At 68.1% G+C, this 22,912-nt stretch carries 21 protein-coding genes; 2 read left to right on the top strand and 19 right to left on the bottom strand.

Going from position 1 to position 22,912, the window contains the following annotated elements; genetic code table 11:
* Positions 1-98: 98 nt before the first annotated feature.
* The 3 genes from V6D00_11070 to flhA are packed head-to-tail and all read right to left on the bottom strand — an operon-like array spanning position 99 to position 3,247.
* Complete coding sequence (locus tag V6D00_11070) at positions 99-431, bottom strand: hypothetical protein (protein ID HEY9899712.1); 333 nt, start codon at positions 429-431, stop codon at positions 99-101.
* On the bottom strand, positions 428-1,141 hold the full coding sequence (locus V6D00_11075; GenBank protein ID HEY9899713.1) for a PilZ domain-containing protein: 714 nt from the start codon (positions 1,139-1,141) through the stop codon (positions 428-430). The genes V6D00_11070 and V6D00_11075 overlap by 4 nt, the downstream gene beginning before the upstream one ends.
* A 12-nt stretch (positions 1,142-1,153) precedes the next feature.
* A complete protein-coding gene (flhA, locus tag V6D00_11080) occupies positions 1,154-3,247 on the bottom strand; it encodes a flagellar biosynthesis protein FlhA (GenBank protein ID HEY9899714.1) in 2,094 nt (697 codons plus the stop codon).
* Positions 3,248-3,435: 188 nt separating this feature from the next.
* Between flhA and V6D00_11085 the strand changes: the two genes are divergently transcribed.
* Positions 3,436-5,493, top strand: a complete 2,058-nt coding sequence (locus tag V6D00_11085; GenBank protein ID HEY9899715.1) for a methyl-accepting chemotaxis protein — start codon at positions 3,436-3,438, stop codon at positions 5,491-5,493.
* 9 nt (positions 5,494-5,502) lie between these two features.
* A complete protein-coding gene (locus tag V6D00_11090) occupies positions 5,503-6,513 on the top strand; it encodes a hypothetical protein (protein HEY9899716.1) in 1,011 nt (336 codons plus the stop codon).
* A 61-nt stretch (positions 6,514-6,574) separates the two neighbouring features.
* On the opposite strand, the gene V6D00_11095 is transcribed toward V6D00_11090, so the two are convergent.
* The 16 genes from V6D00_11095 to V6D00_11170 all read right to left on the bottom strand — a co-directional run bounded on the left by V6D00_11095 (position 6,575) and on the right by V6D00_11170 (position 22,900).
* The gene (locus V6D00_11095) at positions 6,575-7,693 is read right to left on the bottom strand and encodes a chemotaxis response regulator protein-glutamate methylesterase (GenBank protein HEY9899717.1); all 1,119 of its coding nucleotides are present in this window, start codon (positions 7,691-7,693) and stop codon (positions 6,575-6,577) included.
* A complete protein-coding gene (locus V6D00_11100; protein ID HEY9899718.1) occupies positions 7,690-8,553 on the bottom strand; it encodes a protein-glutamate O-methyltransferase CheR in 864 nt (287 codons plus the stop codon). Before V6D00_11100 ends, V6D00_11095 begins: the two co-directional genes overlap by 4 nt.
* Positions 8,554-8,568: 15 nt before the next feature.
* Positions 8,569-10,680 carry a chemotaxis protein CheA gene (locus V6D00_11105; GenBank protein ID HEY9899719.1) on the bottom strand — a complete coding sequence of 704 codons (2,112 nt, stop codon included), beginning with the start codon at positions 10,678-10,680 and terminating at the stop codon, positions 8,569-8,571.
* 27 nt (positions 10,681-10,707) lie between these two features.
* The gene (locus tag V6D00_11110; GenBank protein HEY9899720.1) at positions 10,708-11,073 is read right to left on the bottom strand and encodes a response regulator; all 366 of its coding nucleotides are present in this window, start codon (positions 11,071-11,073) and stop codon (positions 10,708-10,710) included.
* Between the two features lie 6 nt (positions 11,074-11,079).
* Positions 11,080-11,571 (bottom strand): chemotaxis protein CheX, encoded by a 492-nt coding sequence (locus tag V6D00_11115; GenBank protein HEY9899721.1) that lies wholly within the window; start codon positions 11,569-11,571, stop codon positions 11,080-11,082.
* A 4-nt stretch (positions 11,572-11,575) separates the two neighbouring features.
* Complete coding sequence (locus tag V6D00_11120) at positions 11,576-13,408, bottom strand: hypothetical protein (protein ID HEY9899722.1); 1,833 nt, start codon at positions 13,406-13,408, stop codon at positions 11,576-11,578.
* Positions 13,409-13,413: 5 nt separating this feature from the next.
* Positions 13,414-13,902 (bottom strand): chemotaxis protein CheW, encoded by a 489-nt coding sequence (locus V6D00_11125; protein HEY9899723.1) that lies wholly within the window; start codon positions 13,900-13,902, stop codon positions 13,414-13,416.
* A 287-nt stretch (positions 13,903-14,189) separates the two neighbouring features.
* Entirely contained in the window at positions 14,190-16,607 is a 2,418-nt protein-coding gene (locus tag V6D00_11130) for a methyl-accepting chemotaxis protein (protein HEY9899724.1), read from the bottom strand.
* A gap of 115 nt (positions 16,608-16,722) precedes the next feature.
* Positions 16,723-17,790 (bottom strand): flagellar biosynthesis protein FlhB, encoded by a 1,068-nt coding sequence (gene flhB / locus V6D00_11135; GenBank protein HEY9899725.1) that lies wholly within the window; start codon positions 17,788-17,790, stop codon positions 16,723-16,725.
* Positions 17,787-18,566, bottom strand: coding sequence for a flagellar biosynthetic protein FliR (gene fliR / locus V6D00_11140; protein ID HEY9899726.1), 780 nt, complete (start codon positions 18,564-18,566; stop codon positions 17,787-17,789). Before fliR ends, flhB begins: the two co-directional genes overlap by 4 nt.
* A 4-nt stretch (positions 18,567-18,570) precedes the next feature.
* Positions 18,571-18,840, bottom strand: coding sequence for a flagellar biosynthesis protein FliQ (gene fliQ / locus V6D00_11145; GenBank protein HEY9899727.1), 270 nt, complete (start codon positions 18,838-18,840; stop codon positions 18,571-18,573).
* Positions 18,837-19,574 (bottom strand): flagellar type III secretion system pore protein FliP, encoded by a 738-nt coding sequence (fliP, locus tag V6D00_11150; GenBank protein ID HEY9899728.1) that lies wholly within the window; start codon positions 19,572-19,574, stop codon positions 18,837-18,839. Before fliP ends, fliQ begins: the two co-directional genes overlap by 4 nt.
* Positions 19,571-20,176 (bottom strand): flagellar biosynthetic protein FliO, encoded by a 606-nt coding sequence (locus V6D00_11155; protein HEY9899729.1) that lies wholly within the window; start codon positions 20,174-20,176, stop codon positions 19,571-19,573. Before V6D00_11155 ends, fliP begins: the two co-directional genes overlap by 4 nt.
* A 10-nt stretch (positions 20,177-20,186) precedes the next feature.
* Entirely contained in the window at positions 20,187-21,293 is a 1,107-nt protein-coding gene (gene fliY / locus V6D00_11160) for a flagellar motor switch phosphatase FliY (GenBank protein HEY9899730.1), read from the bottom strand.
* Complete coding sequence (gene fliM, locus V6D00_11165) at positions 21,290-22,306, bottom strand: flagellar motor switch protein FliM (protein ID HEY9899731.1); 1,017 nt, start codon at positions 22,304-22,306, stop codon at positions 21,290-21,292. Before fliM ends, fliY begins: the two co-directional genes overlap by 4 nt.
* A 9-nt stretch (positions 22,307-22,315) precedes the next feature.
* Complete coding sequence (locus V6D00_11170; GenBank protein ID HEY9899732.1) at positions 22,316-22,900, bottom strand: flagellar basal body-associated FliL family protein; 585 nt, start codon at positions 22,898-22,900, stop codon at positions 22,316-22,318.
* Positions 22,901-22,912 lie beyond the last annotated feature (12 nt).

The raw sequence follows: 22,912 nt of genomic DNA on the forward strand, positions 1-22,912 counted from the left end.
ATCATACCCGCGCAGAGCAAAGAGCATCCAACGAAACCAGGCATGTTACGACCGTTGGCCGCCGTCGGCGGCTTGAAGGAACAGCTTTGTTAGACGCGCTAGTCCTCGTGCATGGTCTGCTGAACGACCCGGGCCGCCTGGGCGAAGTCCATGGGCACGAAGCGCTCGGGGCGAGGGGTGAGATCCAGGGGCTCCACCCCCCCGCTGGCCTCGGGCAGGACCACGTCGAAGGAGTTGCCCTTGGTCCCCCGCGCAGGGACGGCGGCGGCACCGAGGTAGTTGAGGCCGATGCCGATGAAGCCGCCCACCAGCCCGCCCACCAGCCCGCGGATCACGGCCGTCTCCTCGGATACCCCCGAGAAGAGGGCAACCCCGAAGATCACGAAGGTGCTGATGACCCCGAGCACCAGGCTCCAGTTGCGATCGCTCACCGCTCGAGGCCCTCCCGATCGAGGCGGGCCTTGCGGGCCAGCTCGCGCTGGACGGCGAAGACGTAGCGCACGACGCGCGTACGGATGGCCTGGTCAAGCTTGCCGAAGTCGACCCCCATCAGGAACCGGGTCCCCTTGCGGGTCTGCACGCTGGAGGTCCGGACGACGGCGCCGAAGACGAGGACCTCGCCCTCCTGGGGCAGCTCGAGGGTGATGCGAATCCGGCTGTTGCGCGGCAGGTCCATCGGCATCAAAAGCGAGCAACCGCCGCCCGAGATGTCCTGGACGTAGGCCGGCAAGGGGGCGCCGTACTCGTCGGGGTCGACGCCCTCGGGCAGCTGCTCGCGCTGCAGGGCGATCGCCTCCTCGCTGAGCTCGGGCTCCACCTGGCACGGCAGCGAGGTCGGCACCCGGACGAACTCGCGGCGCTGCACGCGGCGCACGTCGTCCTCGGGCGGCAGGCCGAGCGACAGGCCCTCCGAGTTGACCACGACCACCGGGCACTTCAGGGTGTAGACCGCGTCGGCCAGGGTGAGCGAGACGGTGAGGTGGTCCACCTCCACCGGGATCTTGAGGCCGTGGCGCTGGGGAAGCCCCGTGTCGAAGGTCCGGTTCCCGACCCGCAGGACGACAGCCTGGCAAGGCACGGTGCGAGCGCCGACGGGAACGAGTATCTGGAGGGTCTGGCCAGGTTGAATCGGTAGCTTCATCCCAATGATCCCTTAGAGAGCGATCACGCCCAGCGAGCGAACTTCGGTCTGAGGCGGAACCACCTCATTGTAAGCGAGCACGGACAGGTTGGGGAACTTCCTCTCGATCAATCTTCTGAAAACCAGCCTGACCTTCGAGGAGCAGAGCACCACCGGCACGTGGCCCTGGGCCATCAGGCGCTCGACCAGCTCGCCCATGTTGCGGATGAGGCGGCTCGCGGTGCCGGGCTCCAGGGCGACGAAGGCCCCTTGATCGGTGACCTGGATGGAGTTGCCCAGGAGCTGCTCGAGGCCGGGGTCCAGGGTCACCACCGACAGGGCGCCGTCGTGGCCGAGGGCGGACTTGCAGATGGAGCGCGCGAGGGCCGCGCGCGCATGCTCGGTGAGCATGTCCAGGTCCTTGGTGAGGCGCGCGTTGGTGGCGAGGCTCTCGAGCACCGGCAAGAGGTCGCGGACCGAGACCCGGTCCTTGAGGAGGTTCTGGAGCACCCGCTGGATGTCGCCGACCCCCAGAAGGTCGGGGACCAGCTCGGCGACCACCGCCGGCGAATCCTGCTTGATGTTGTCCAGGAGGCCCTGCACGTCCTGGCGGGTGAGGATCTCGGGGGCGTGGGCCTTGATCACCTCGGTCAGGTGGGTGGCCACCACGCTCGACGCGTCGAAGACGGTGTAACCCGCAAGCTCCGCGCGCTCCTTGAGGTCCTCGGTGATCCAGACCGCCGGCAGGCCGAAGACCGGCTCGACCGTGGGGATGCCGTCGATCTGCTCGACGGCCATCCCGGCGTTCATGGCCATGTAGTGGTCGATCTGGATCTCGCTGCGGGCGATCTCGATGCCGCGCAGGTTGATGCGGTACTCCTTGGGCTTGAGCTGGAGGTTGTCGCGCACGCGGATGGGAGGCAGCACCAGGCCCAGCTTGATAGCCGTCTGGCGCCGGATCATGGTGATGCGATCCAGCAGGTCGCCCCCCTGCGCCGCGTCCACCAGGGGGATCAGGCGATAGCCGATCTCGAGCTCCATGGGATCGACCTTCAGGAGGTTCATGACGTTCTCGGGGCCCTTGGGGGTCACCGCGGCCTCGGCCTCGCTGGCCCGGGCCGCCTCGGCCTCCTGGGCGACGGTCTGCTCGTTGCGGCGCAGGGCGAAGGCCAGCGCCCCGATCCCGCCGCCCACCATGAGGAAGGGCAGGGTGGGAAGGCCCGGCACCATGGCCATGGCCACGAGCATGGCCGAGACGATCATCAGGGGCTTGGGGTTCGCCAGCAGCTGGCGCGAGATGTTCTGGCCCAGGTTGACGTCGGAGGCCGCGCGCGAGACCAGGATGCCCGTGCCGGTCGAGATGAGCAGGGCCGGGATCGCCGAGACCAGGCCGTCGCCGACCGTCAGCAGGGTGTAGGTCTGGAGGGCCTGCACGATGTCGCGGTGCTGCTGGAACACCCCGATCAGGATGCCGCCCACGATGTTGACGGCGGTGATGACCAGGCCCGCGACCGCGTCGCCCTTGGTGAACTTGGAGGCGCCGTCCATGGTGCCGTAGAAGTCGGCCTCCTGCTGGAGGGCCTTGCGGCGCTCCTTGGCCTGCTCCTCGTTGATCAGGCCCGCGTTGAGGTCGGCGTCGACCGCCATCTGCTTGCCCGGCATGGCGTCCAGGGTGAAGCGGGCGGCCACTTCCGAGATGCGGCCCGAGCCGTTGGTGATGACCACGAACTGGATGACGGTCAGGATCAAGAAGATGATGATCCCGACGACGTAGTTGCCCTGGATGACGAAGTTGCCGAAGGCCTCGACCACGTGACCGGCCTCGCCGTGCAGGAGGATCAGGCGCGCGGTCGAGACGTTCAGCGCGAGCCTAAAGAGCGTCAGCACCAGGAGCAGCGACGGGAAGGTGTTGAACTGGACGGGCTCCAGGACGTAGAGCGAGATGAGCAGCATCAAGAGGCTGCCCGTAATGTTCAGGACCAGGAAGACGTCCAGGATGGCGGTGGGCAAGGGGATGATCAGCATCCCCACGATCACCACCATCACGACCGCAAGCACCAGGTCGCTCTGCTGGAGCATCCGCGTGAGCCCGGAGGCTGGGGTCTTTACTGCTGCGCCGGTTGCCATGATTGCATCTTACGCGCGATACCGTTTCCTTAAACGCACTGCCTGCCGCGCCTGGACCATTGTACAACCAAGCGAGGCGCAAGGGCGCTCTCCCGGACGAAAATTCGGGACTAAAGTCCCAAGGCGGCGGAGCTTGCGCCCCCTATAGTGATAAAATTACCGCGCCCGCACCACAAGGAGAAGCAGCCATGCGCCTCACGCTCCGCGCCCGCATCTTTTCTGGCTTCCTGCTCATGATCGCGCTGATCGCGGCCCTCGGGGTGGCCTCGGTCTTCTCGGTCCAGCGGGTGCAGGGCCTTCTGGCCGCGACCTACCGGCAGGACCTGGCCGGCCTGAACCAGAGCGCCGAGACCCTCGCCCAGCTCCACAACCTGCGCGTGGGCGCCCACCGCTTCGTCGGCGCCCCCACCCCGCAGCGCGAGGAGAAGATCGCCGGGACCCTCGACGGCGACCTGACCGACTTCCAGAAGATGGTCACCGCGCTCGAGGGGCTCGACGCGGTCAAGGAAGGCCAGGTCGAGCTGAGCGCCTTCAAGGCCGAGACCGACGCCTTCATCTCCATCGTCAGGCAGGCCATGGTCGAGAAGCAGACGCGCGGGGCCGTCGAGGCCGCCTGGCTGATGGAGCGCGACGGGCGCGATCACTTCCTCAAGGCCGAAGAGGCCATCCAGCAGGTCCACGACCGGATCCAGGCCGAGAGCAAGGCGCGCTACGAGGCCTCGGTGCAAGACGCCCAGCGCTCGCTCGCGCTGACCGTCGGCTTCATCGTCGTCGCGCTCGGGGCGGCCCTCGCGATGGCGTGGGTCCTCGCCCGCTCCATCGTGAACCCCATCCAGCGCATGCAGCGCGCCGCCCAGGCGATCGCGCGAGGCGAACTGGACCAGGACGTGCGCGAACGTCGCCAGGACGAGATCGGAGCCATGGCGCAGAGCTTCCAGGACATGACCCGCTACCTCACGGAGGTCGCCACGGTCGCGAGCGCCATGAGCCAGGGGGACCTCAGCCGGAGCCTCACCCCCAAGAGCCCGAGCGACCGGCTCGGCACCGCCGTCGCCCAGATGGTCGAGAGCCTGCGCGGCATCGTCCAGCGGGTGCGCGCCGCCTCCGACGCGGTGGGCGCGGAGGCCCATGCGATCGCAAGCTCCAGCGCGGAGCTCGCGGCGTCGGTCGCCGTCCAGGCGTCCAGCGCCGAAGAGACCTCGGCGGCCATGGTGGAGATGAACGCCAGCCTCCACTCGGTCGACTCGACCGTGCAGACCATGGATCGCAAGGTGGGCCTGGTTCGGGGCCAGTCGGACGCGCTGGCCGCGGCCGTCAGCCAGACCAGCAGCTCCATCTCGGAGCTTGCGGCCAGCATCCAGCAGGTGGCGGGCAACGTCTCGAACGCCAACCGGGTGGCCGAGGAGGCCTCCGGGGCGGCGCACGCCGGCGAAGAGGCCGTCAACCAGACCGTGGCCGGCATGAAGGCGATCGCCGAGACCATGGGGGGCATCCGTGCCACCATCCAGCTGCTGGATCAGCGCTCGGGCGAGATCGGGGCGATCATCGAGGTGATCGACGACATCGCCGATCAGACCAACCTCCTGGCGCTCAACGCCGCCATCGAGGCCGCCCGCGCCGGCGACGCGGGCCGGGGCTTCGCGGTGGTCGCCGACGAGGTGCGCAAGCTCGCCGAGCGCTCGGCCAAGGCCACCAAGGAGATCGGCGACCTCATCCGGGCCATCCAGCAGGAAACCACCCAGGCGGTCGGCGTCACCCACGAGGGCGCCTCCAAGGTCGAAGAGGGCTCGCGGCTGGCGAGCCGTACCGGCGAGGCCCTCGGGCGGATGCGGGATGCGGCGAGCCACGTCGGCCGGCTCCTGGCCGAGGTCGCCACGGCCACCGACGAGCAGGCGCGCTCCGGCGGCGCGATCGTCTCGGCCACCGAGCAGATGGCTGCGATCAACGACCAGGTCACCGGCGCGGTGGCCGAGATGGAGCAGCTCGCCCGGGGCGTCTCCTACGCCACCGGCGAGCAGCGCCAGGGCTCCGAGCAGGTCGTGGTCGCGGTCGAGAGCCTGAACCGCAGCTCGCGCGAGGCCTCGGCCGCCACCGATCAGGTCGCCCGCACGGCCGACGACCTCACCGAGCAGGCGCGCCGGCTCCAGGAGGCCATCTCCTTCTTCAAGCTCGACTCCCAGGATCCTCAGACGGCGCTGGGCGCCGAGCGTCCCCTCGCCCTCGCGGCGCCTCGCCCCTCACGATAAGGAGCCCCCATGACCCTCTCTTCGACCCTTCCCTCCTGCCTGGCGCTCTTCACGGCGCTCATCCCCCTCTGGGCCCCGGCCGCCGAGGCCAAGCCCGAGGCCTCCGTCTCGGGGGTCGTCTTCGCCGACTACAGCGCCCCCACCTCGGGCCAGCTCGCGGGCTTCAACCTGACCCGGGCCTTCCTCACGGGCAAGGTCCGGATCGACAACGTCTGGTCGGGCGTCATCACCCTCAACCCCTACGCCGAGCCCCTGCCTAGCGGCTCGACCGAGCCCCACGACGTCCTCCTCCAGAACGCCTACCTCCAGGCGGACGGCCTCTATCCCGGCGGTAGCCTGCAGCTCGGGATGGTGACCCTGCCCTGGACCGAGTACGAGTATGGCTTCTGGGGCTACCGCATGCTGGGCACCGTGCCGCTCGCCGGCGGCATCGGCAAGGGCCAGACCTACGTCGGCACCTGGGACAAGGGCCTCAAGGCCCTGGGCAGCAACGGCCCGCTCGACTACGCCCTGGCGGTCTACAACGGGGAGGGCTTCCGCTCCGGCGAGACCGACGGCTTCAAGTCCGCCCAGGGGCGCGTGAGCCTCGTCGCCCCCTTCGGCATGGAGCTGACGGCGCTCGGCGAGCGGAGCCGGACGGCGGCCAAGTTCGTCAGCGATCGCGCCTCGGTCCTGCTGGGCTTCAGGAGCGACACCTTCCGCTGCGCCCTCCAGGGCACCCGCCTCTGGGACCAGGCCAGCGAGACAAGCCCCTTCGGAATGGGCCACGTCCTGAGCGCCTACGAAGTGGCCGCGCTGCCGATCCCGGGCGTGCCGGGGGTCGAGTTGCTGCTGCGCGGCGACTACATCGAGCCGAGCGAGATCACCGCGGGCGACGAGCGCCTCGAGGCCATCGCGGGCCTCTCCTTCAAGCCCGCCAAGGGGGTCACCCTGGTGCTCGACAACCAGAACATCACCCGCTACGGCGCCACGACCACCAACGCCAACGTGGTCGCCCTGCACACCAGCTTGGCGTTCTAACGCTCAGCACGACGATGCCCCGGGCGGTTATACCGCCCGGGGCATCGTGCCGGAACGCGACCTAGCCGTCGACCAGGGTGGTCAGGGCCGTAGGGATGGAGCCGAGGGGCAGGACCCGATCCACCACCCCCGCCTCGAAGACCGTGCGGGGCATGCCGTAGACGACGCTGGTGGCCTCGTCCTGGGCCCAGATCTCGCCGCCGCGGCTCTTGATGGCGCCAGCCCCCGCGGTGCCGTCGTTGCCCATGCCGGTCATGATGACCGCCAGCGCCTTGGGACCGACCACCTGGGCGATCGAGGCGAAGAGGACGTCCACCGAGGGCTTGTGCCACGTCTTGGTGGTCGAGGCGTCCATGGTGCGGCAGACCAGGTGGCTGCCCTCCCGCTTCAGGACCAGGTGGGTCCCCGCCGGGGCGATCAGGGCCTTCTTGGGCTCCACCACCTCGCCGTCCACCGCCTCGCGGATGGTGAGCGGGCAGATGCGGTTGAGGCGCTCGGCCAGGGGCTTGGTGAAGCCGGGCGGCATGTGCTGGACCACCACGATCCCCACCGGGAAGTCGCCGGGCAGGGCGCTGAAGAGCGACTGGAGCGCGGGGGGGCCGCCCGTCGAGATGCCGATCCCGATCACCTCGGGCACCCGCTGGCCCGAGCGCGCGGCCGGGGCGACCAGCAGGGGCTGAGGGGGCTTCGCGGGAGCCGGCGCCGAGGCCTGGTGGCCGAGCGTGGCCGCATGGACCGCGGCCGGGCCGTGACCACCCGACAGGCGACGGCGGGAGCGGCGCGAGTGGGCCGCCGCCCTCACCTTCTCGCGCAGCTCGCGCTCCACCCCGAGCACGTCGATCATGGACGACTCGGGCTTGGGCACGAAGTCGAAAGCCCCGAGGGAGAGGGCCGTCAGGGTGGCCGTCGCCCCGTTCTGGGTCAGGGTGCTCATCATGATGACCGGCAGCGGCATCTCGTCCATGACCCGCTTGAGGGCGGTCAAGCCGTCCATGACCGGCATCTCGATGTCCATGGTGACGACATCCGGCTGGAGGGTCTTGATCGCCTCGAGTCCCTGGGCGCCGTCTCCCACGCTGCCGACGATCTCGATCTCGGGATCGGCCGCGAGCATGCGGGCGATCGCCCGGCGCATGAAGGCCGAGTCGTCGACGATCAGAACGCGAATGGAGTCGCTCATCGCATGACCTTCTCAATCTCAGCGGTCGGCTTGTAGTAGACCATGGCACGGTGCACCGGGTCGGGCAAGAACGAGGTCCCAAGCGTCAGCAGCGATTCGGAGTGCCCCAGGAGCAGGTACCCGCCCGGGTTGAGGGCCTGGTAGAACAGGTCCACCAGGCGGCGCTGGGTCGCCTGGTCGAAGTAGATGAGCAGGTTGCGGCACAGGATCACGTCGAAGCCCTTGAACCCCGGCCACTTGTTCATCTCCAGCAGGTTACCCTGCCGGAAGGCCACCGCCTTGCGCACCCGCTCCAGGATGCGGTAGCGATCGCCCTCGGCCTTGAACCAGCGGTCGAGCTGCGCCTGGTCGGTGGCCCGGAAGGCCGCCTTGGGGTAGAGGCCCTCCTTGGCCTGCTCGACGACCGGCCCGTCGATGTCCACCCCGTGGATCTCGACGTTCCATCCCACCATGTTGGCCGGCGTCTGCTCCAGGAGCATGGCCAGGGTGTAGGGCTCGGCGCCCGTCGAGCAGGGCGCGCTCAGGATCTTGAGGTGGCGGCGCGTCGCGTTGCGCCTCTGCAGCTCGGGGACCAGGTGGGCGCGGAAGATCTCGAGCTGGTGCATCTCGCGGAAGAAGTAGGTCTCGTTGATCGTCACCAGCGGGATCACCGCCGTCCATGCCTTGCCCGCCCCGAAGGCCATCTCGCGCATGAGCATGTCCCCCAGCGCCGAGAGGCTGGGGCAATTGATTTCCCGCATCACCCCCTCGAACTTGGGGACGAGCGCCTGGAGCTTGGCCTCCTCGAGCCTCAGGCCCGCATGCGCCTGGATCAGGTCACGCAGGCGCAGCAATTCGCCGTGGGTCTTGGGGTCCAGCATGGTGCGCCGCGCCCCCTAACCGGCGCTCGTCGCGCCGAGCCCGGCGCGCCGGGCGCCCTCGTCGATGAGGGTCGCCACGTCCAGGATGAGGGCCACGCGGCCGTCGCCCAGGATGGTCGCGCCAGCGACGCCCTGGATCTCGCCCAGGTAGTTGCCCATGCTCTTGACCACGATGTCCTGCTCGCCTTCCAGGCGATCGACGATCAGGCCCAGCTGCTCCTTGCCGCTGCCCACCACGACCACCGGCAGGTGACGCGCCTCCTGGCCGTCCGAGCCGAAGCCGAAGGCCTCCTGCAGCTTGAAGAGGGGAAGCACCTCGTCGCGGACCTGGGTCACGGGCCTGCCGTTGATGGTTTTGATGGCCGAAGGCGCGAGGCGGATGCTCTCGCGGACGCTCTCGAGCGGGATGGCGAACGTCTCGCCGCCCGCGCGCACCAGGAGGGCCTTGGTGATGGCGAGCGTCAAGGGCAGCTTGATGATGAACTTCGAGCCCTCGCCCTTGGTCGATTCGACGTGGACCGAGCCCTTGAGCTTGCGGATGTTCTGGTTGACCACGTCCATGCCGACCCCGCGGCCCGAGACGTCAGTGACCTTCTCGGCGGTGCTGAAGCCCGGGGCGAAGATGAACTGGACCGCGTCGTGATCGCTGTAGACGGCATCCGGGCTCGCCAGGCCCAGGTCCCGGGCCTTCTTGAGGATCTTGGCCGGGTCGATGCCGCCGCCGTCGTCCTCCAGGAGGATCACGATGTGGTTGCCCTCGTGGTGGGCCGAGAGCTTGATGGTGCCCGTCCGGGGCTTGCCGCTGGCCTCGCGCCTGTCGGGCGTCTCGACCCCGTGGTCGATGGCATTGCGCAGCAGGTGGACCAGGGGATCCTCCAGCTCCTCGCTGACGGTCTTGTCGATCTCGGTCTCCTGGCCGCTCATCTCGAGCTTGGCTTCCTTGCCGAGGTTGCGGGCCAGGTCGCGGATGAGGCGAGGGAAGCGCGAGAAGACGCGCTCGACCGGCACCATGCGGGTCCGGATGACCGTCATCTGCAGGTCGCCCACCAGGCGCCCGAGCTGTCCCAGGCTCTCGGTGAGCTGCTGGACGGTCACGTCGCGGTCGTAGCGGCCCTCCAGGACCCCGCCGAGCTGCGAGAGGCGGGTGTTGCCGATGACGATCTCGCCGACCACGTTCATCAGGTCGTCCAGGCGCTCCACGTCGACGCGGATACTCTGGCTGTGGGCAGCAGCGGCGCCGCCCGCCCGTGCCGCCTGCTTGGCGGCGGGCTTGGGAGCCTCGCTGGCCTTCACGACCGCAGCGGCCTCCTGGGGCGCGGCGGGCGCGTCCTCGGGGGCGCTGCTCGGATCGTAGACCAGGCGCAGCTCGTCCGGGCCCATCGGCACCAGGATCGAGAGGATCATGGGGTCCGCCGAGGACTGGACCAGAGCGTGGCCCTTGAGGGCGAACGCCTCGGTGCTGCCCTGCTCGGGGGGGGCGGGGTCCGAGTGCAGGGCGATCACCTCGGAGATGGCCGCGAGCTTCTGGAAGACGTCGTGATCGATGCTCTCCTCGACCCAGCGACAGCCCTCGAGATCGAGCTTGACCTCGTACAGGTAGCGCTTCTCGCGGATGGCGCGCTTGGCCGTCTCCATGGCCTTGGCGTCGAGCGAGGCCTCGAGCCCGTGCTCCAGGTGGAAGGGCAGCAGGGTCTTCGCGTCTTCGGTGGTGGGTCCGGCGTTCTCGCGGGCCGAGAGGAGGTCCTTGAGGCGCTGGGTGGTGGGGGCGGTGTCGGTCCGGGTCGTCCGGTCCTGGCCGCCCATCTCGACCATGAGGGTGCCGAGCACGTCCACCGCCTCGAAGAGGCCCTCGAGCAGCTCCGGGTCGGTGCCGATCTTGCCCTCTCGCATGCGGCCGAGCAGGTTCTCGAGCTGGTGCGTCAGGGCCTGGATGGTCTTGAGGCCGAGCATGCCGGCCGCGCCCTTGACCGAGTGCGCCGCCCGGAACATCTCGTTGATCAGGGCGAGATCGAGGGGCTCACCGAGGGTGTCCTCCAAGACCAGCAGGCTCTGCTCCAGGGTCTGGAGGTGGGCCCTTCCCTCTTCCAGGAAGAGCTTGAAATCCTCGTCGCTAAATTCGAAACTCATCGCGCTACTCCTCGATCGCTACCCCCCTTACTTCTTGAGCGCTCCCTCGACGGCCGCGAGAACGCGGTCCTTCTGGAAAGGCTTGACGATGAAGTCCTTGGCGCCGGCCTTGACCGCGTCGACGATCATGTCCTGCTGGCCGACGGCCGAGCACATGATGATCCGCGCTGCGGGATGCTTCGCGACGATCTCCTTGACCGCCGTGATGCCGTCCATCTCGGGCATGGTGATGTCCATGGTCACGATGTCGGGCTGCAATGACGCGAACTGCGTGACCGCCTCGGCCCCGTTGGCGGCTTCACCGACCACTTCCCAGCCCTTCTCGTCGAAGAGCTTCGCGAGGGTGCGGCGCATGAAGGGGGCATCATCGACGATCAGAATGCGGATGCTCATGAATCACTATGCTCCTTGGCGAATGCCGACGGTCACGAGGATCTTGCCCGCGCTGAGGTCGAGGGGGACGGCCATCGCGCGGATCCGGTGCCAGGTCGCGCTCATGTCCTTGCCGACCAGCATCGTGGGGGGGGTGATGTCCGAGGTGATTCCCAGGTCGTTGAGGTGGAAGCGCGCGTTGCCCGAGATCATGTTCGCCAGCTCCTGCAACGCCGAGATCGACATCTCGTCGAGGGCAGCCACCGGCTCCATCATCATGGTCGAGGCGATGGCGAGCGCGGTGGCCATGTCCATGCCGTAGTTGACCTGGCCCTGCACGTCGCCGGTGATGCCCACCGTGACGTTGACTTCCTGCAGGCCGATGGAGGGCGCCGTCTGGAAGATCGGCGTGCCCTTGCCGGGCACCTCCCCGATCACCTCGCCCAGGACGCGCTCAGCAGCCTGGACGAACGCCCGAACGTAATCCAGGCTGGCGGGGCTCCTTTGATCGTTTACCATGGGTTCAGGCTTCCTCTCTCAGTGGCTGAACAAGGGGGATGGACGGATCGGATGAAGAATCGGCGGCAGCGTCCGCTTCCTGGGCCACCAGGAGCTCCAGCGCCCGCTGGAACTGGCTCGCAGAGAAGCGGGCATCCTCGAAGGTCCGGCTCATGATGGCGAAGCAGGTCTCGAGATCGCCGCTCTGGCGGACCTGATGGAGCAGCACGCTGAACCGGCGCCAGTCGCCGTTGAAGGTGTGGACGCAGACCCCGTAGGCCTCGATCAGCTCGAGCGTCGGGAACGCCGCCTCGTGGCGCTGGACCTCGTCCAGGGTGATGCGATGGTCCCCCTGGAGGATCTCCGAAAGGGCAAGCAGACAGGCCGTACGCTCGGGCTGGGGGGCCGCGTCGATGAGCCAGGCATCCAAGGCCTGGGGGTCGGCGTTGAGCCAGTCGAAAGCCCGCTTCAGCCGGAAGTAGCGATACAGCAAAGGGGGCTCGGGGCAGCGCTCGCGCAGGTGCAGGATCTTGATGCGACCGAGCTTTTCCTCGGAGTCGCCGGCGCTCGCGAGCACCGCCTCGAGCCAGTAGATGTCGTCGGCGCTCGAGATGAACTGCTCGGCCAGGGCCTCCACGTCGCCCGCGCTGAGCTTGAGCTCCTTGAAGAGCAGGACGGCGGTCTCGTAGCGCTTCAGGCGGGCGCGATCCGTCAGGGTGTTGGCGAGGTGCTCGGCCCGCTCGAAGCTCAGATCCCCGAGCCCCAGCCGGAACCACAGCTCGCCCACCAGGCCGAGCACCTGGCTGCGCTCCTCGGACTCGACCCGCTTGAGGACCAGTCGATCGATGTCGTCCACGCTCAGCCCCGAGCTCTGGAAGGCGCGCACCGCCGTCAGGTACCGCCCCAGCGCGCCGATCTCGGGCGCCCATTCCCGCAGCTGCATGAGGACCACCCGATCGACCGAGCGTCCCAGCTCGGTCATGCCCTTGAGGGCGCGATCGAGCCACTCCAGCTCGGCCTGGGAATCGGCGAAGGAGAGGTGGAAGGTGTCCAGATCGCCGACCTGGACCTCGTACTCCTCGAAGAGGTTGAGGGTCTTGGAGAGGCGGCGCACGGTGATCCGGTCGCGGACCCCCTCGACCAGGCCCCGGATGTCGTCGTAGCGCTCGATCCGCTTGACCCTGAGCGCCACAAGGTCCAGCAGCGCGGCCGTGGCGGCCATGGCCTCCTCGTCGACGACCCGATCGAGCAGCAAGGCGTCGAAGGAGGCGTCCACCGGCCCCAGGGCCTCGTAGGCCGACGCGCAGCCCAGGAAGGTCGCGATGGCGGGCGTGCCACCGGCACCGCCGAGGCGCTCGATCGCCTTCTGGAGGTTGTGGATCGCCACCGGGCGGCCGAGCTGCTGGTAGACGGAGGCCACCGTGCGAAGGGACTCCACGCTCACCCTGGCCGGCTCCGCGCCGAGCACGCCCAAGAGGGCGTCCAGGTCGTGAAGGTCCTTGGGTCGGGTCAGGTCGAAGACGCCGTAAAGGGTGGAGGCGGAGATGCCCAGATCCAGCCAGGCGATCAGGCGCTCGGGGTCGTAGGCGAAGCCCTCGAGGCCCATCAGCGCGATCACCTCGACGCAGGCGTTGAACGAGGCCTCGTCGTGGACGCGCGCCTCGAACGCGCCGACGTCGGGATCGTCCCCCGCCCGCTCGCCGAAGTTGGTTCGGACGATCGGGATCAAGGCCCGCACGCGGTCCTCGGGGGCCGCCTCCTCGGCGCGCGAGGAAGCATGCCCGTCGAGCCCGCCGCGCCGCCGCAGGACGGCGGCGAAGGATGCCGTGATCCGGTCGAACCAACCCGTCGTCGACATGGGGGCTAGACGGGCGCCTTATCCAAGGCGGCGATCTCTTCCATGCTGAGCAAGCGCTGGAGGTCGAGCAGGATGATGAGGCGATCGCCGAGCTGGCCGACGCCCTTGAAGAACGCGGCGTCGATGCCGCTCGCCACGAGCTCGGGGGTCGCCGAGACGGCCTCGGAGTCGAGGCGAAGCACCTCACGCACCGCGTCGACGATCAGGCCGACGGTCTTGCCGGCCACGTCCACGATGATGATGCGGGTCGCCTTGGTCGGCTCGGCCGAGGCCATGCCGAAGCGCCGGCGCAGGTCGATGACGGGCACGATCTTTCCGCGCAGGTTCACCACGCCCTCGACGAAGGAGGGGGCGCGGGGCACGCGGGTGATGGAGGACATGCGCACGATCTCCTGGACCGCGGAGATGTCGACCGCGTACTCCTCCTCGGCCAGGCGGAAGCTGGCGAGCTGAAGCAAGGTCGAAGCTTGGCGCTCGATGGTGGTTTCGGACATTCAGAATCCCTCGCTTAGTGGCGCGACCGTGCGGGTCGCGCTGTCTCCCGTGCGGCTTTTTATACCCCGGTTTGTATCCTTCCAACACGCCGGAAAGAAGGATCTGGCGGGCATTTTCGAGCATCGACGATAGCAAGCGGTCCACGGCGCGCGCAAACTCGCTTCTCTAGGGTATACCTCGTTCGCCCGGTTTGAATTGGGACAAAATACCTAACTTCGCCAGGGATCGCCCAAAGGATGAGCTTAGGCGACCCCCCTGAAAGAACCCTGAGCGATCGCGGAGCGATCTAGCGCCGCTGCGGCAGCGCCAGCACCTTGGGCACCTGCCGCCCGCTCGCCTTCAGCGCTTCGGGGGCGACCTGGAAGAACGCCACCGCTTCCTGGAGCTGCTGGGCCTGACGGCTCAGCTCGTCCGCGGTGCGGGCCACCTGGTCCGTGGCCCCGGAGGCCTCCTGGGAGCTGCGGTTGAGGCTCTCGACCGCGATCACCACCTGATCCGAGCCCTGGCGCTGCTCGGCGGTCGCGTAGGTCACGCTGCGCGTCAGCTCGTCCATCTCGGCCACCGCGCCGGTCACCTGGTCGTTGATGGCGGCCATCTGCTCGGTCGCCGTCACGATCGAGGCGCTGGCTCGTGCTTGCTCGCTCGTCGCCCCGGTGACCTCGCCCAGGAGGCTGCTGACCTGGCTGGCCGCCTGCTTGATCCGGGCCAGGGCCTCGCCGGTGCGCTCGGCGAGCTCGGCGCCCTCTCGCACCTTCCCCGCGCCCTCTCGGGTCACGTGCACCGCCTGCGAGGTCTCGGCCTGGATGCCCTTGATGAGGTCCCCGATCTCCCGGGTGGCCTTGGCCGAGCGCTCGGCGAGCTTGCGCACCTCGTCGGCGACCACCGCGAAGCCGCGCCCGGCCTCGCCGGCTCGGGCGGCCTCGATGGCCGCGTTGAGGGCCAGGAGGTTGGTCTGCTCGGCGATGTCGTCGATCACCTCGATGATCGCCCCGATCTCGCCCGAGCGCCGGTCGAGCATCTGGATGGTCTCCCGGATGCCGGCCATGGTCTCGTCGATCGCCTTCATGCCGGCGATGGTCTTGGTCACCGCCGCATCACCCGCCTCCGCTGCGACAGAGGCCTCACCGGCCACCCGGTTGGCCCCTTCCACGTTGCCGGCCACCTGCTGGATGCTGGCGGCAAGCTCCGAGATGGAGCTGCTGGTCTGGGTGACGGCGGCGGCGAGCTCGTCCGACTGGCCCCGTACCAGGCTCACCTTGCTGCCCAGACGCTGCACGCTCGAATCCACCGACTTGAGGTTGGCCGCCATCTCCTCCATGGCCGCCGAGGTCTCTTCGGCGCTCGAGGCCTGGACCGAGGTCGTCTGGCTGAGTTCCGCGCTCGAGCTGCTGATCTGCACGGCGCCGGCGCCCACCTCGTCGGCGGCCGATCGCACCCGGCCCACCACCTCTTGCAGCTCGGTGGACATGCGCGAGAGGGCCACCCCGAGCTGGTCGCGCTCGCTCTTGGCCTCGACCGAGCGGCTGAGGTCCCCCTGGGCGATGCGGTCCATGTGGCCGGCCACGGCCGAGAGGTAACCGATCGCCCCGCGGAAGGCCAGGGTCATGCGGGCGAACTCGTTCTGGCCCTTCACCACCTCGGTCTCGGGGACCAGGACGCGCACCTGGCCGAGATCGCCCTCGGCGATCGCCTCGCACGCCTTGGTCAGGCGCTCCATCGGCTTGACGGCCGAGCCGATCATCCAGAGCAGGAGACCGGCGACGAGAGCGACCCCGAGGGCGGCGAGCAACCCGAGCACCAGCATCATGCGGTTGACCGAGGCCAGGGCCTCGCCCTGGTCGACGTACATGGCAAGCATCCACTCGCCCTGCTCGACCGGGTGGTAGAACATCCAGCCGTCCTTGCCCGTGATGGGATCGTGCACGTCGCGCACGCCTGACTTCTTCGTGCCGACCAGGTCCTTGAAGATGGGACCGAACTTCTCGTCCTTGGTGATGTCCTTGCCGAGAAGCGCATCGACGGGTGCCGCGACGACCCCGCCCCGGGGGCTCAGCAGCAGGAACATGGCGGACTGGTAAGGCTTGAGCTCCTTGAGCTTCCTCTGGATGTCCCCGAGGCCGCGGTCGACGCCGGCGATGCCGGCAAAGCGCCCATCCTTGCGCAGGGGGGTGACGAAGGAGGTCATCATGACCCCATCGTAGAGGTAGGGATCGACCACCACCGGGCGACCCAGCTTCTTGGGGAGCTGGTAGTAGGCGTCGGTCTCCATGCCCACCAGCAGATCGAGGTTCATCCCGCCCTTGAGGCGGTTGTAATAGGGAATGAAGCGCCCGCTCTTATCGGCTCCGCGCGCGCCGCCCCACGCCTGGTCGTTGCCATCGGCGTTGGGCTCGTAGCCCACGTAGGCGCCGAGCACGTCGGGGTTGCCCTCGGCGATTCTGCGCAGGTAATCGGCAGTCATCGCCCGCCTTCCGAAGGCCCCGGTGAGCTGGTGATCCGCCATCAGGTCGACCATCTTGAGCATGCGGGCATTGTCGGCGCTCATGCGATCGGCGATGTCGGTGGTGATGGCCTTGCCGTACTTCTCGCTGGCTACGATCTGGTCTTGGCGCACCGAGACGGCGACGAAGGCGAAGAGGGCGACGAAGAGCAGGGCGATGCCCGCTCCAAGCCGGAGGGTGATCTCGTGCTTGATGCTGCGCATGGGGCCTCCTGGAGGGGGGACGATGGGGCACACCTTTAGTAATAACGAATCAGCCGCAAGCAGGGGAGGGACTTTGGTCCCGACCTTGCCGCAAAACGTGATCTGCCGCTCGCGCTCAGATGCGCGCCTTGGCATCCGCCCGGGTCACGGCCACCAGGATCTCGGCCACCACCGCGTACATGTCGGGGGGGATCTCGTCGCCGACCTCGACCTGGCGGTAGAGGGCCTGGGCCACCGGCTTGTTCTCGACCAGAGGCACCATCGCCTCGCGCGCCACGTCGCGAATTCGCTTGGCCACCAGGTCCGTCCCCTTGGCGACCACCACCGGCACCTCCATCGCGTCCCGGTCGTACCTGAGGGCGACGGCGAAGTGGGTGGGGTTGGTGATGACGACCGTCGCCGTGGGGACCTCCTGCATCATGCGGCGGCGCGCGGCCTGGCGCTGGCGCTTGCGGATCTCGCCCTTTACCTCGGGCGAGCCCTCTTGCTGCTTGGCCTCGTCCTTGACCTCCTGCTTGGTCATCTTGAGGTTGCGCCACCACTCCCAGCGCTGGTAGGCGTAGTCCAGCAGGCCCAGGACGAAGAGCGCCAGGGCCGAGCGCCATGCGATGGTCCAGGCGGTATCGGCCAATAGCGCCCCGAGCTGCGCCCTGCCCGCCTGGACCGCCGTCACGATCGGCACGTAGCGCTCCTGGATGACCGCGTAGCTCAGTGAGCCCACCACCGCGATCTTGAGCAGGCCCTTGAGGGTCTCGACCACCCCGCGCAGCGAGACGATGCGCTTCATGCCCTGGATCGGGTTGAGCTTGGCGAACGACGGCTTGAGGGGCTCGAGGGTGTAGAGAAGGCCCACCTGGGCGTAGCTCGCCAGGAGGCCGACCAGGAGGATCCCCGCCAGGAAAGGGGCGATCGCAAGCAGGGTCTCGCGGGTCAGGGTCAGGGCCATCACCTGCAGGGCCGGGATCGTCAGGTCCCCCTGCGGGAAAGCGCTCAGGTTCTCGACCATGCGGTTGCGGGTGAGCTCGACGATGTTGCGCCACTGCCAGTAAAGCAGGATCGCCGCCACCATGAGCCCCACGGCCGCGTTGACGTCCATGCTGCGCGGGATGTTGCCCTTCTTGCGGGCATCGCCCAGGCGTTTGCCTGAAGGGTCCTCGGTCTTCTGATCCTTGTCCGCGCTCACCGGAAGAGCTCCAGGAGGCGGTGGTTGAGCCTATCGACGAGCAGGTCGAAGGTGCCGCCGATCAAGGGCAGGGTCGCGGCCAGGGTGCCCAGCCCGAGCAGGACCTTGACCCCCATGCTGATCGAGAAGACGTTCATCTGGGGGATGACCCGGTTGAGGATGGCGAGTGCCAGCTCGATGACCAGGATGATGCCGGTGATGGGCAGCATGATCGTCAAGGCCGTGTCGAAGATGCCGCTGACCTCGGCGATGACCCGATCGAGCAGAACCCCGTTCGGGGTGAAGGTCGCCAGGGGCACCGTCTCGAACGAGCGCCACACCGCGGCGAGCAACCAGTGGTGCGCATTGAGCGCGAGGAAGCAGACGGTGGCCAGCTGCAGCAGCAGCACCGCGATCTCGGAGGTCTGGCTGCGGGTGGTGGGGTCGAACATCATGCTCATGCCGAAGCCCATCTGCAGCCCCAGGAGGTGGCCCGCGAACTGCACCGCGTAGAAGAAGGTCATCGCCACGAAGCCGATCAGGAGCCCGACGGCAAGCTCTCGGCCGACCGCCAGCGCCAGGGCATTGGCACCATCCAGGGCGGGCCGGGGCCCCGAGAGCGCGATCGGCAGGATCAGGAGGGTCACCAGGACCGCGAGGCCCACCCGGAAGCGCATGGGAAGGACCTGGTTGCCGAACACCGGCGCGATGACGAACAGGGCCGAGATCCGAACCAGGACCAGCAGGGCGACTTCGAGCCCGCCGGGGGGCAGCTGCATGAGGGCCGCCAGGTCCACGGCGCTACCTCGCGAAGCGCGGCAGGTCGATCAGGAGCTGCGCCATGAAGTCGAGGATCGACTGCACCATCCACGGCCCGGCGAAGATCAGCACGGCGACGGCCGCGATGATCTTGGGGATGAAGGTCAAGGTCGCCTCGTTGATCGAGGTCACCGCCTGGAAGATGCTGACCAATAGGCCGACCGCGAGGCTCACGATGAGGATCGGGCCGCCGACGGTGATGGTCAGCCACAGGGCCCGCTGGCAGAGCTCGTAGAAGACCGTCTGGCTCATTGGAAGCTCGAGACCAGCGCGCGGCTCAGCAGGTGCCAGCCGTCCACCAGCACGAAGAGGATCAGCTTGAAGGGCAGCGAGATCATCACGGGCGGCAGCATCATCATGCCCATGCTCATCAGCAGGCTCGCCACGATCATGTCGATCACGAGGAACGGCAGGTAGATGACGAACCCGATCTGGAAGGCGGTCTTGATCTCGGAGATGACGAAGGCCGGCACCAGCACGTAGGTCGGGATGTCCCCGGGGTTGCGGGGGCGCTGGAGCTTGGCCATGTGCACGAACAGGGCCAGGTCCTTCTGGCGCGTCTGCTTGAACATGAACTTGCGGATGGGGGCCTGCGCCCGATCCAGGGCCACGGTCTGCGAGATCTCGTTGGCCATGTAGGGCTGGAGGGCCTTGGTGTTGATCTCGCCCAGGGTCGGGGCCATGACGAAGAAGGTCAGGAACATGGCCAGCCCGATGATCACCTGGTTGGGCGGCATCATCTGGGTGCCCATGGCCTGGCGGGTGAAGGAGAGGACGATGACGATCCGGGTGAAGGACGTCATCAGGAGCAGGATCGCAGGGGCCAGGCTAAGCACCGTCAAGAGCGCCAGGAGCTGGAGGTTGGCGGCCACGTCCTGGGGGGCGCCCGAGATGGGGATTCGCGGCACCTGCACCTGGGCGAGGGCCGGCGCCTGGGCGAGGGCCCAGCTCCCGAGCGCCAGGGAAAGGGCGTTCAGGTGCTTCATGGCTGCTCCTTGGGCCGGCGGATCACCTGGCGCAGGCTGGACTCCAGCGCGTCCGAGAAGTCCCCCGAAGCGTCGTCCTCGACGCGATCGACGAGCGCCTCGAAGCGGGCCGTGCCAGGGGCGGCCTCCCACTCCGTGAGCTTGACCAGGGTCTCGCGGCCGTTGCTCCCGACGACCAGGTAGCGCCCGCCCGCCTGCACCAGGTGCAGCGACTGCCCCCCCTTGAGGGGCATGCTCTCGAGCACCTTCATGCCGGTGCCCGAGGGGGTGAAGCCCGTGGTGCCGAGGGCGAGCTTCGAGATGACGCCGCGCTTGTACAGCCAGGCTGCACCGAAGATCATCCCGATCACCAGGCTGAACTTGAAGGCGAAGAGGACGGCATTGGCGATGGGGTTGCCCTCGTCGCGCTTGAGGCCGGGATCCTCGTAGTCCTTCCAGTCGAAGCCCTCGGCCGACTCGGTGGCCGCCACGATCGGCGGCTGCGGCACCTCGCGGCGCGCCTCGGCCACGCCACGATCGACACCCGCCCACAGGCCGAGGACGAGCAGTAGCGCGGCGAAAAACCGCTTGAAGCCTGGTGCTTTCAGAACGCCTAGAGCCAAGATTGTCCTCTTACGCCCGGAACGAGGTGAATCGCTCCGCGGGACTCACGATGTCGGTGACGCGGATGCCGAAGTTCTCGTCGATGACGACCACCTCGCCGCGCGCGATGAGCTTGCCGTTGACCAAAAGGTCGACCGGCTCGCCGGCGAGCTTGTCCAGCTCGACCACCGAGCCCTTGCCGAGCTCCAGCACGTCTCGGATCTGCATCCGGGTGCGCCCCAGCTCGACGGTGACCTTGAGCGGCACGTCCATGACCAGGTCCAGGCCCGAGGGCGGGGCCATGGTCTGGCTCGCGGCACCCAAGGGCGCGAACTGGGCGGCCTGCGCGTTGACGGGAACGGCCAGGGCAGCGGCAGGCGCGGCGTAGGCCGGCTGGGGAGCAGCCGCGTACGCAGGCTGCGGAGCCGGCGCGTGGACCGGCTGCGGGGCAGGCTGCGGCGCCTGGGTAGGCGGCGCAGGCTGGGGGACGGGGGCCGCCTTGGGCGCCGGGGGGGCAGCGGCCGGCACCGTCTTCTCGCTCGCCGCCTGGGCGGCGAAGGCCTCGCCCATGACGCGCGCCGACTCCTCGGGCAACAGCTGCACCAGCGTGCTGGTGACCAGCCCCTCGATCGAGAGCTGGAAGGCCACCGCCGCGAGCGAGCCTTGCTGGTAGGAGGGGGGCAGCGAGTTGTCCTCGGGGTTGTCCATCACCCCCGCCTGAGGCGGCTGGATCTCGAGCTTCTTGCCGTAGGTCGAGTTGAGGGTGTTGGCCGCCATGCCGAGCATCTGGTTGATCGCCTCGGAGATGGCGGAGAGCTGCAGGTCGTCGATGATGGCGGAGGGCGGGGTGCCCTCGCCTCCCATCATCAGGTCGGTGATGATCGACGTGTCGTTCTGAGTCAGGACGAACGCCATGGTCAGCGGATCCCCCGCCACGCTGGCGGGCACGTCCACGTACACCACCGGCTCCTTCAGGACCGTCCCGAGCTCGTTGCTCGCCACGACCGTCGCGCGCGGCGAGGCGATCGTGACCTGCTTGTTGAGGAGGATCGACAGCGTGGTCGCTCCCGAACCGAGCGCGAGCGCGCCGACCTCCTCCAGCGAGCGCAAAAGCTCGGGCGTCAAGGCATCGCTCATGCTTCTTCCCCTTCCGCGTTATCCACCACTTCGGTAATTTGAATGGCCATTTTGTTTCGGAGTGTCCCGGGTTTTCCCTTGAACTTGAGCTGCTCGCTCACGAGGACGGACAGTTCGGCCTCGACGGAGGTCGAAAGGGGCAAAACGTCGCCGATGCCCAACGATACCACGTCCGAGACCGTCACTTCGGCCTCGCCGAGCACCACCTGGAAGGGCACGTAGGTCGCGTTGACCCGCCCCTGAAGGTTGGCGCGATACTCGGTCGACTGGCTCTGGCGCTGGGTGGCGAACATGGCCTGGGCCGAGATCTTGCTCATGACGGGCTCGAGCACGATGTAGGGGATGCACAGGGACAGGGGCCCCGTGTTCTCGCCGAACTTGGCCTCGAAGGTGATGAGCACCACCGGGTCGGTCGGCGGCACGATCTGGACGAAGCGCGGGTTCATCTCCATGGTCTCCAGCTTGGGGCTGAAGGTCAGGATGTTCTGCCAGGCCTCGCTGAGGGTGCTCAAGAGGCGCTGGGTGATGCTGGAAATGAGGGTCCGCTCGATGTCGGTCAGATCCCGCCGGATGCGCGTCACCCGGCCCGGGCCGCCCAGGAGGCGGTCGATGATGGCCGAGGTGATGTCGATGTTGATCTCGAACAGGCTCGTCCCGACCAGGGGCTCCATGGTGAAGACGTTGAGGATGGTCGGCGAGGGCAGCGAGCGCGAGTACTCGTCGAAGGTGAGCTGCTCGACCGAGACCACCTCGATCTGGACCAGCATCCGGAGCTGACCCGAGAGCGAGGTGCTCAAGAGGCGGCTGAAGGCCTCGTGGATCATCGACAGGGTGCGGATGTGATCCTTCGAGAACTTGTTCTGGCGCTTGAAGTCATAGATCTTGACCGTACGCCGGACGTGCTCCTCTTCAGGGATCGCGGCCGCAGCCGTCGCCTTCTCCGGGGTCAGATCCCCGGAGGAGAGGGCCGACAGCAGCGCGTCGATCTCCGATTGCGAGAGAATCTCCGACATGCGAGGTCCTTACTGGATCACGAAATCCGTGAAGTAGACGCCCATGACCTTCTTGTCGGGCGCGATGCGGTTGAGGGTCACCTTGAGCTCGTCCTTGATCAGGTCCCGGCCGCCGGGCGCCTTGAGGCGCGCGATCGACTGGCGCGACAGGGTGGCGATGATCGCGTCCTTGTACAGGGGCTCGTAGGTCGCCATGGCCGCCTTGATCGCAGCCGAGGGGTCCTCCTCGGCGCCGCCGCCGTGGCCGCCGCCGCCCTTCTTCTCGCCATCGGCGTGGGCCTCGCCGGCCATGGCGAGCGCCACGGTGGTCTTGAGGTAGTGGCGGCCCGGGTCCGAGAGGTTGACGATGAACTCGCCGACCGGGTAGATCTCGGTGACGGGCGCGGGCGCCTCCTCGTGCTGCTTGTCCTCGACGACCTTGCCCTTCTCGGTGATCACGTGCTTCTCGATGATCACCTGCTTGGGCATGGCGAAGCGGATCGCGACGAACGAGCTGAGGCTCGAGATCAGGGCGATGCCGACCGCCGCCATGATCACCTTGCCGTTCATCGGTCCGTCCGACGGCGGTTTCTTCGCAGCAGCTTGCTTGGCCATGGTTCGGGTGGT

The sequence above is a fragment of the Pantanalinema sp. genome (assembly GCA_036704125.1).
Taxonomy (GTDB): domain Bacteria; phylum Cyanobacteriota; class Sericytochromatia; order S15B-MN24; family UBA4093; genus JAGIBK01.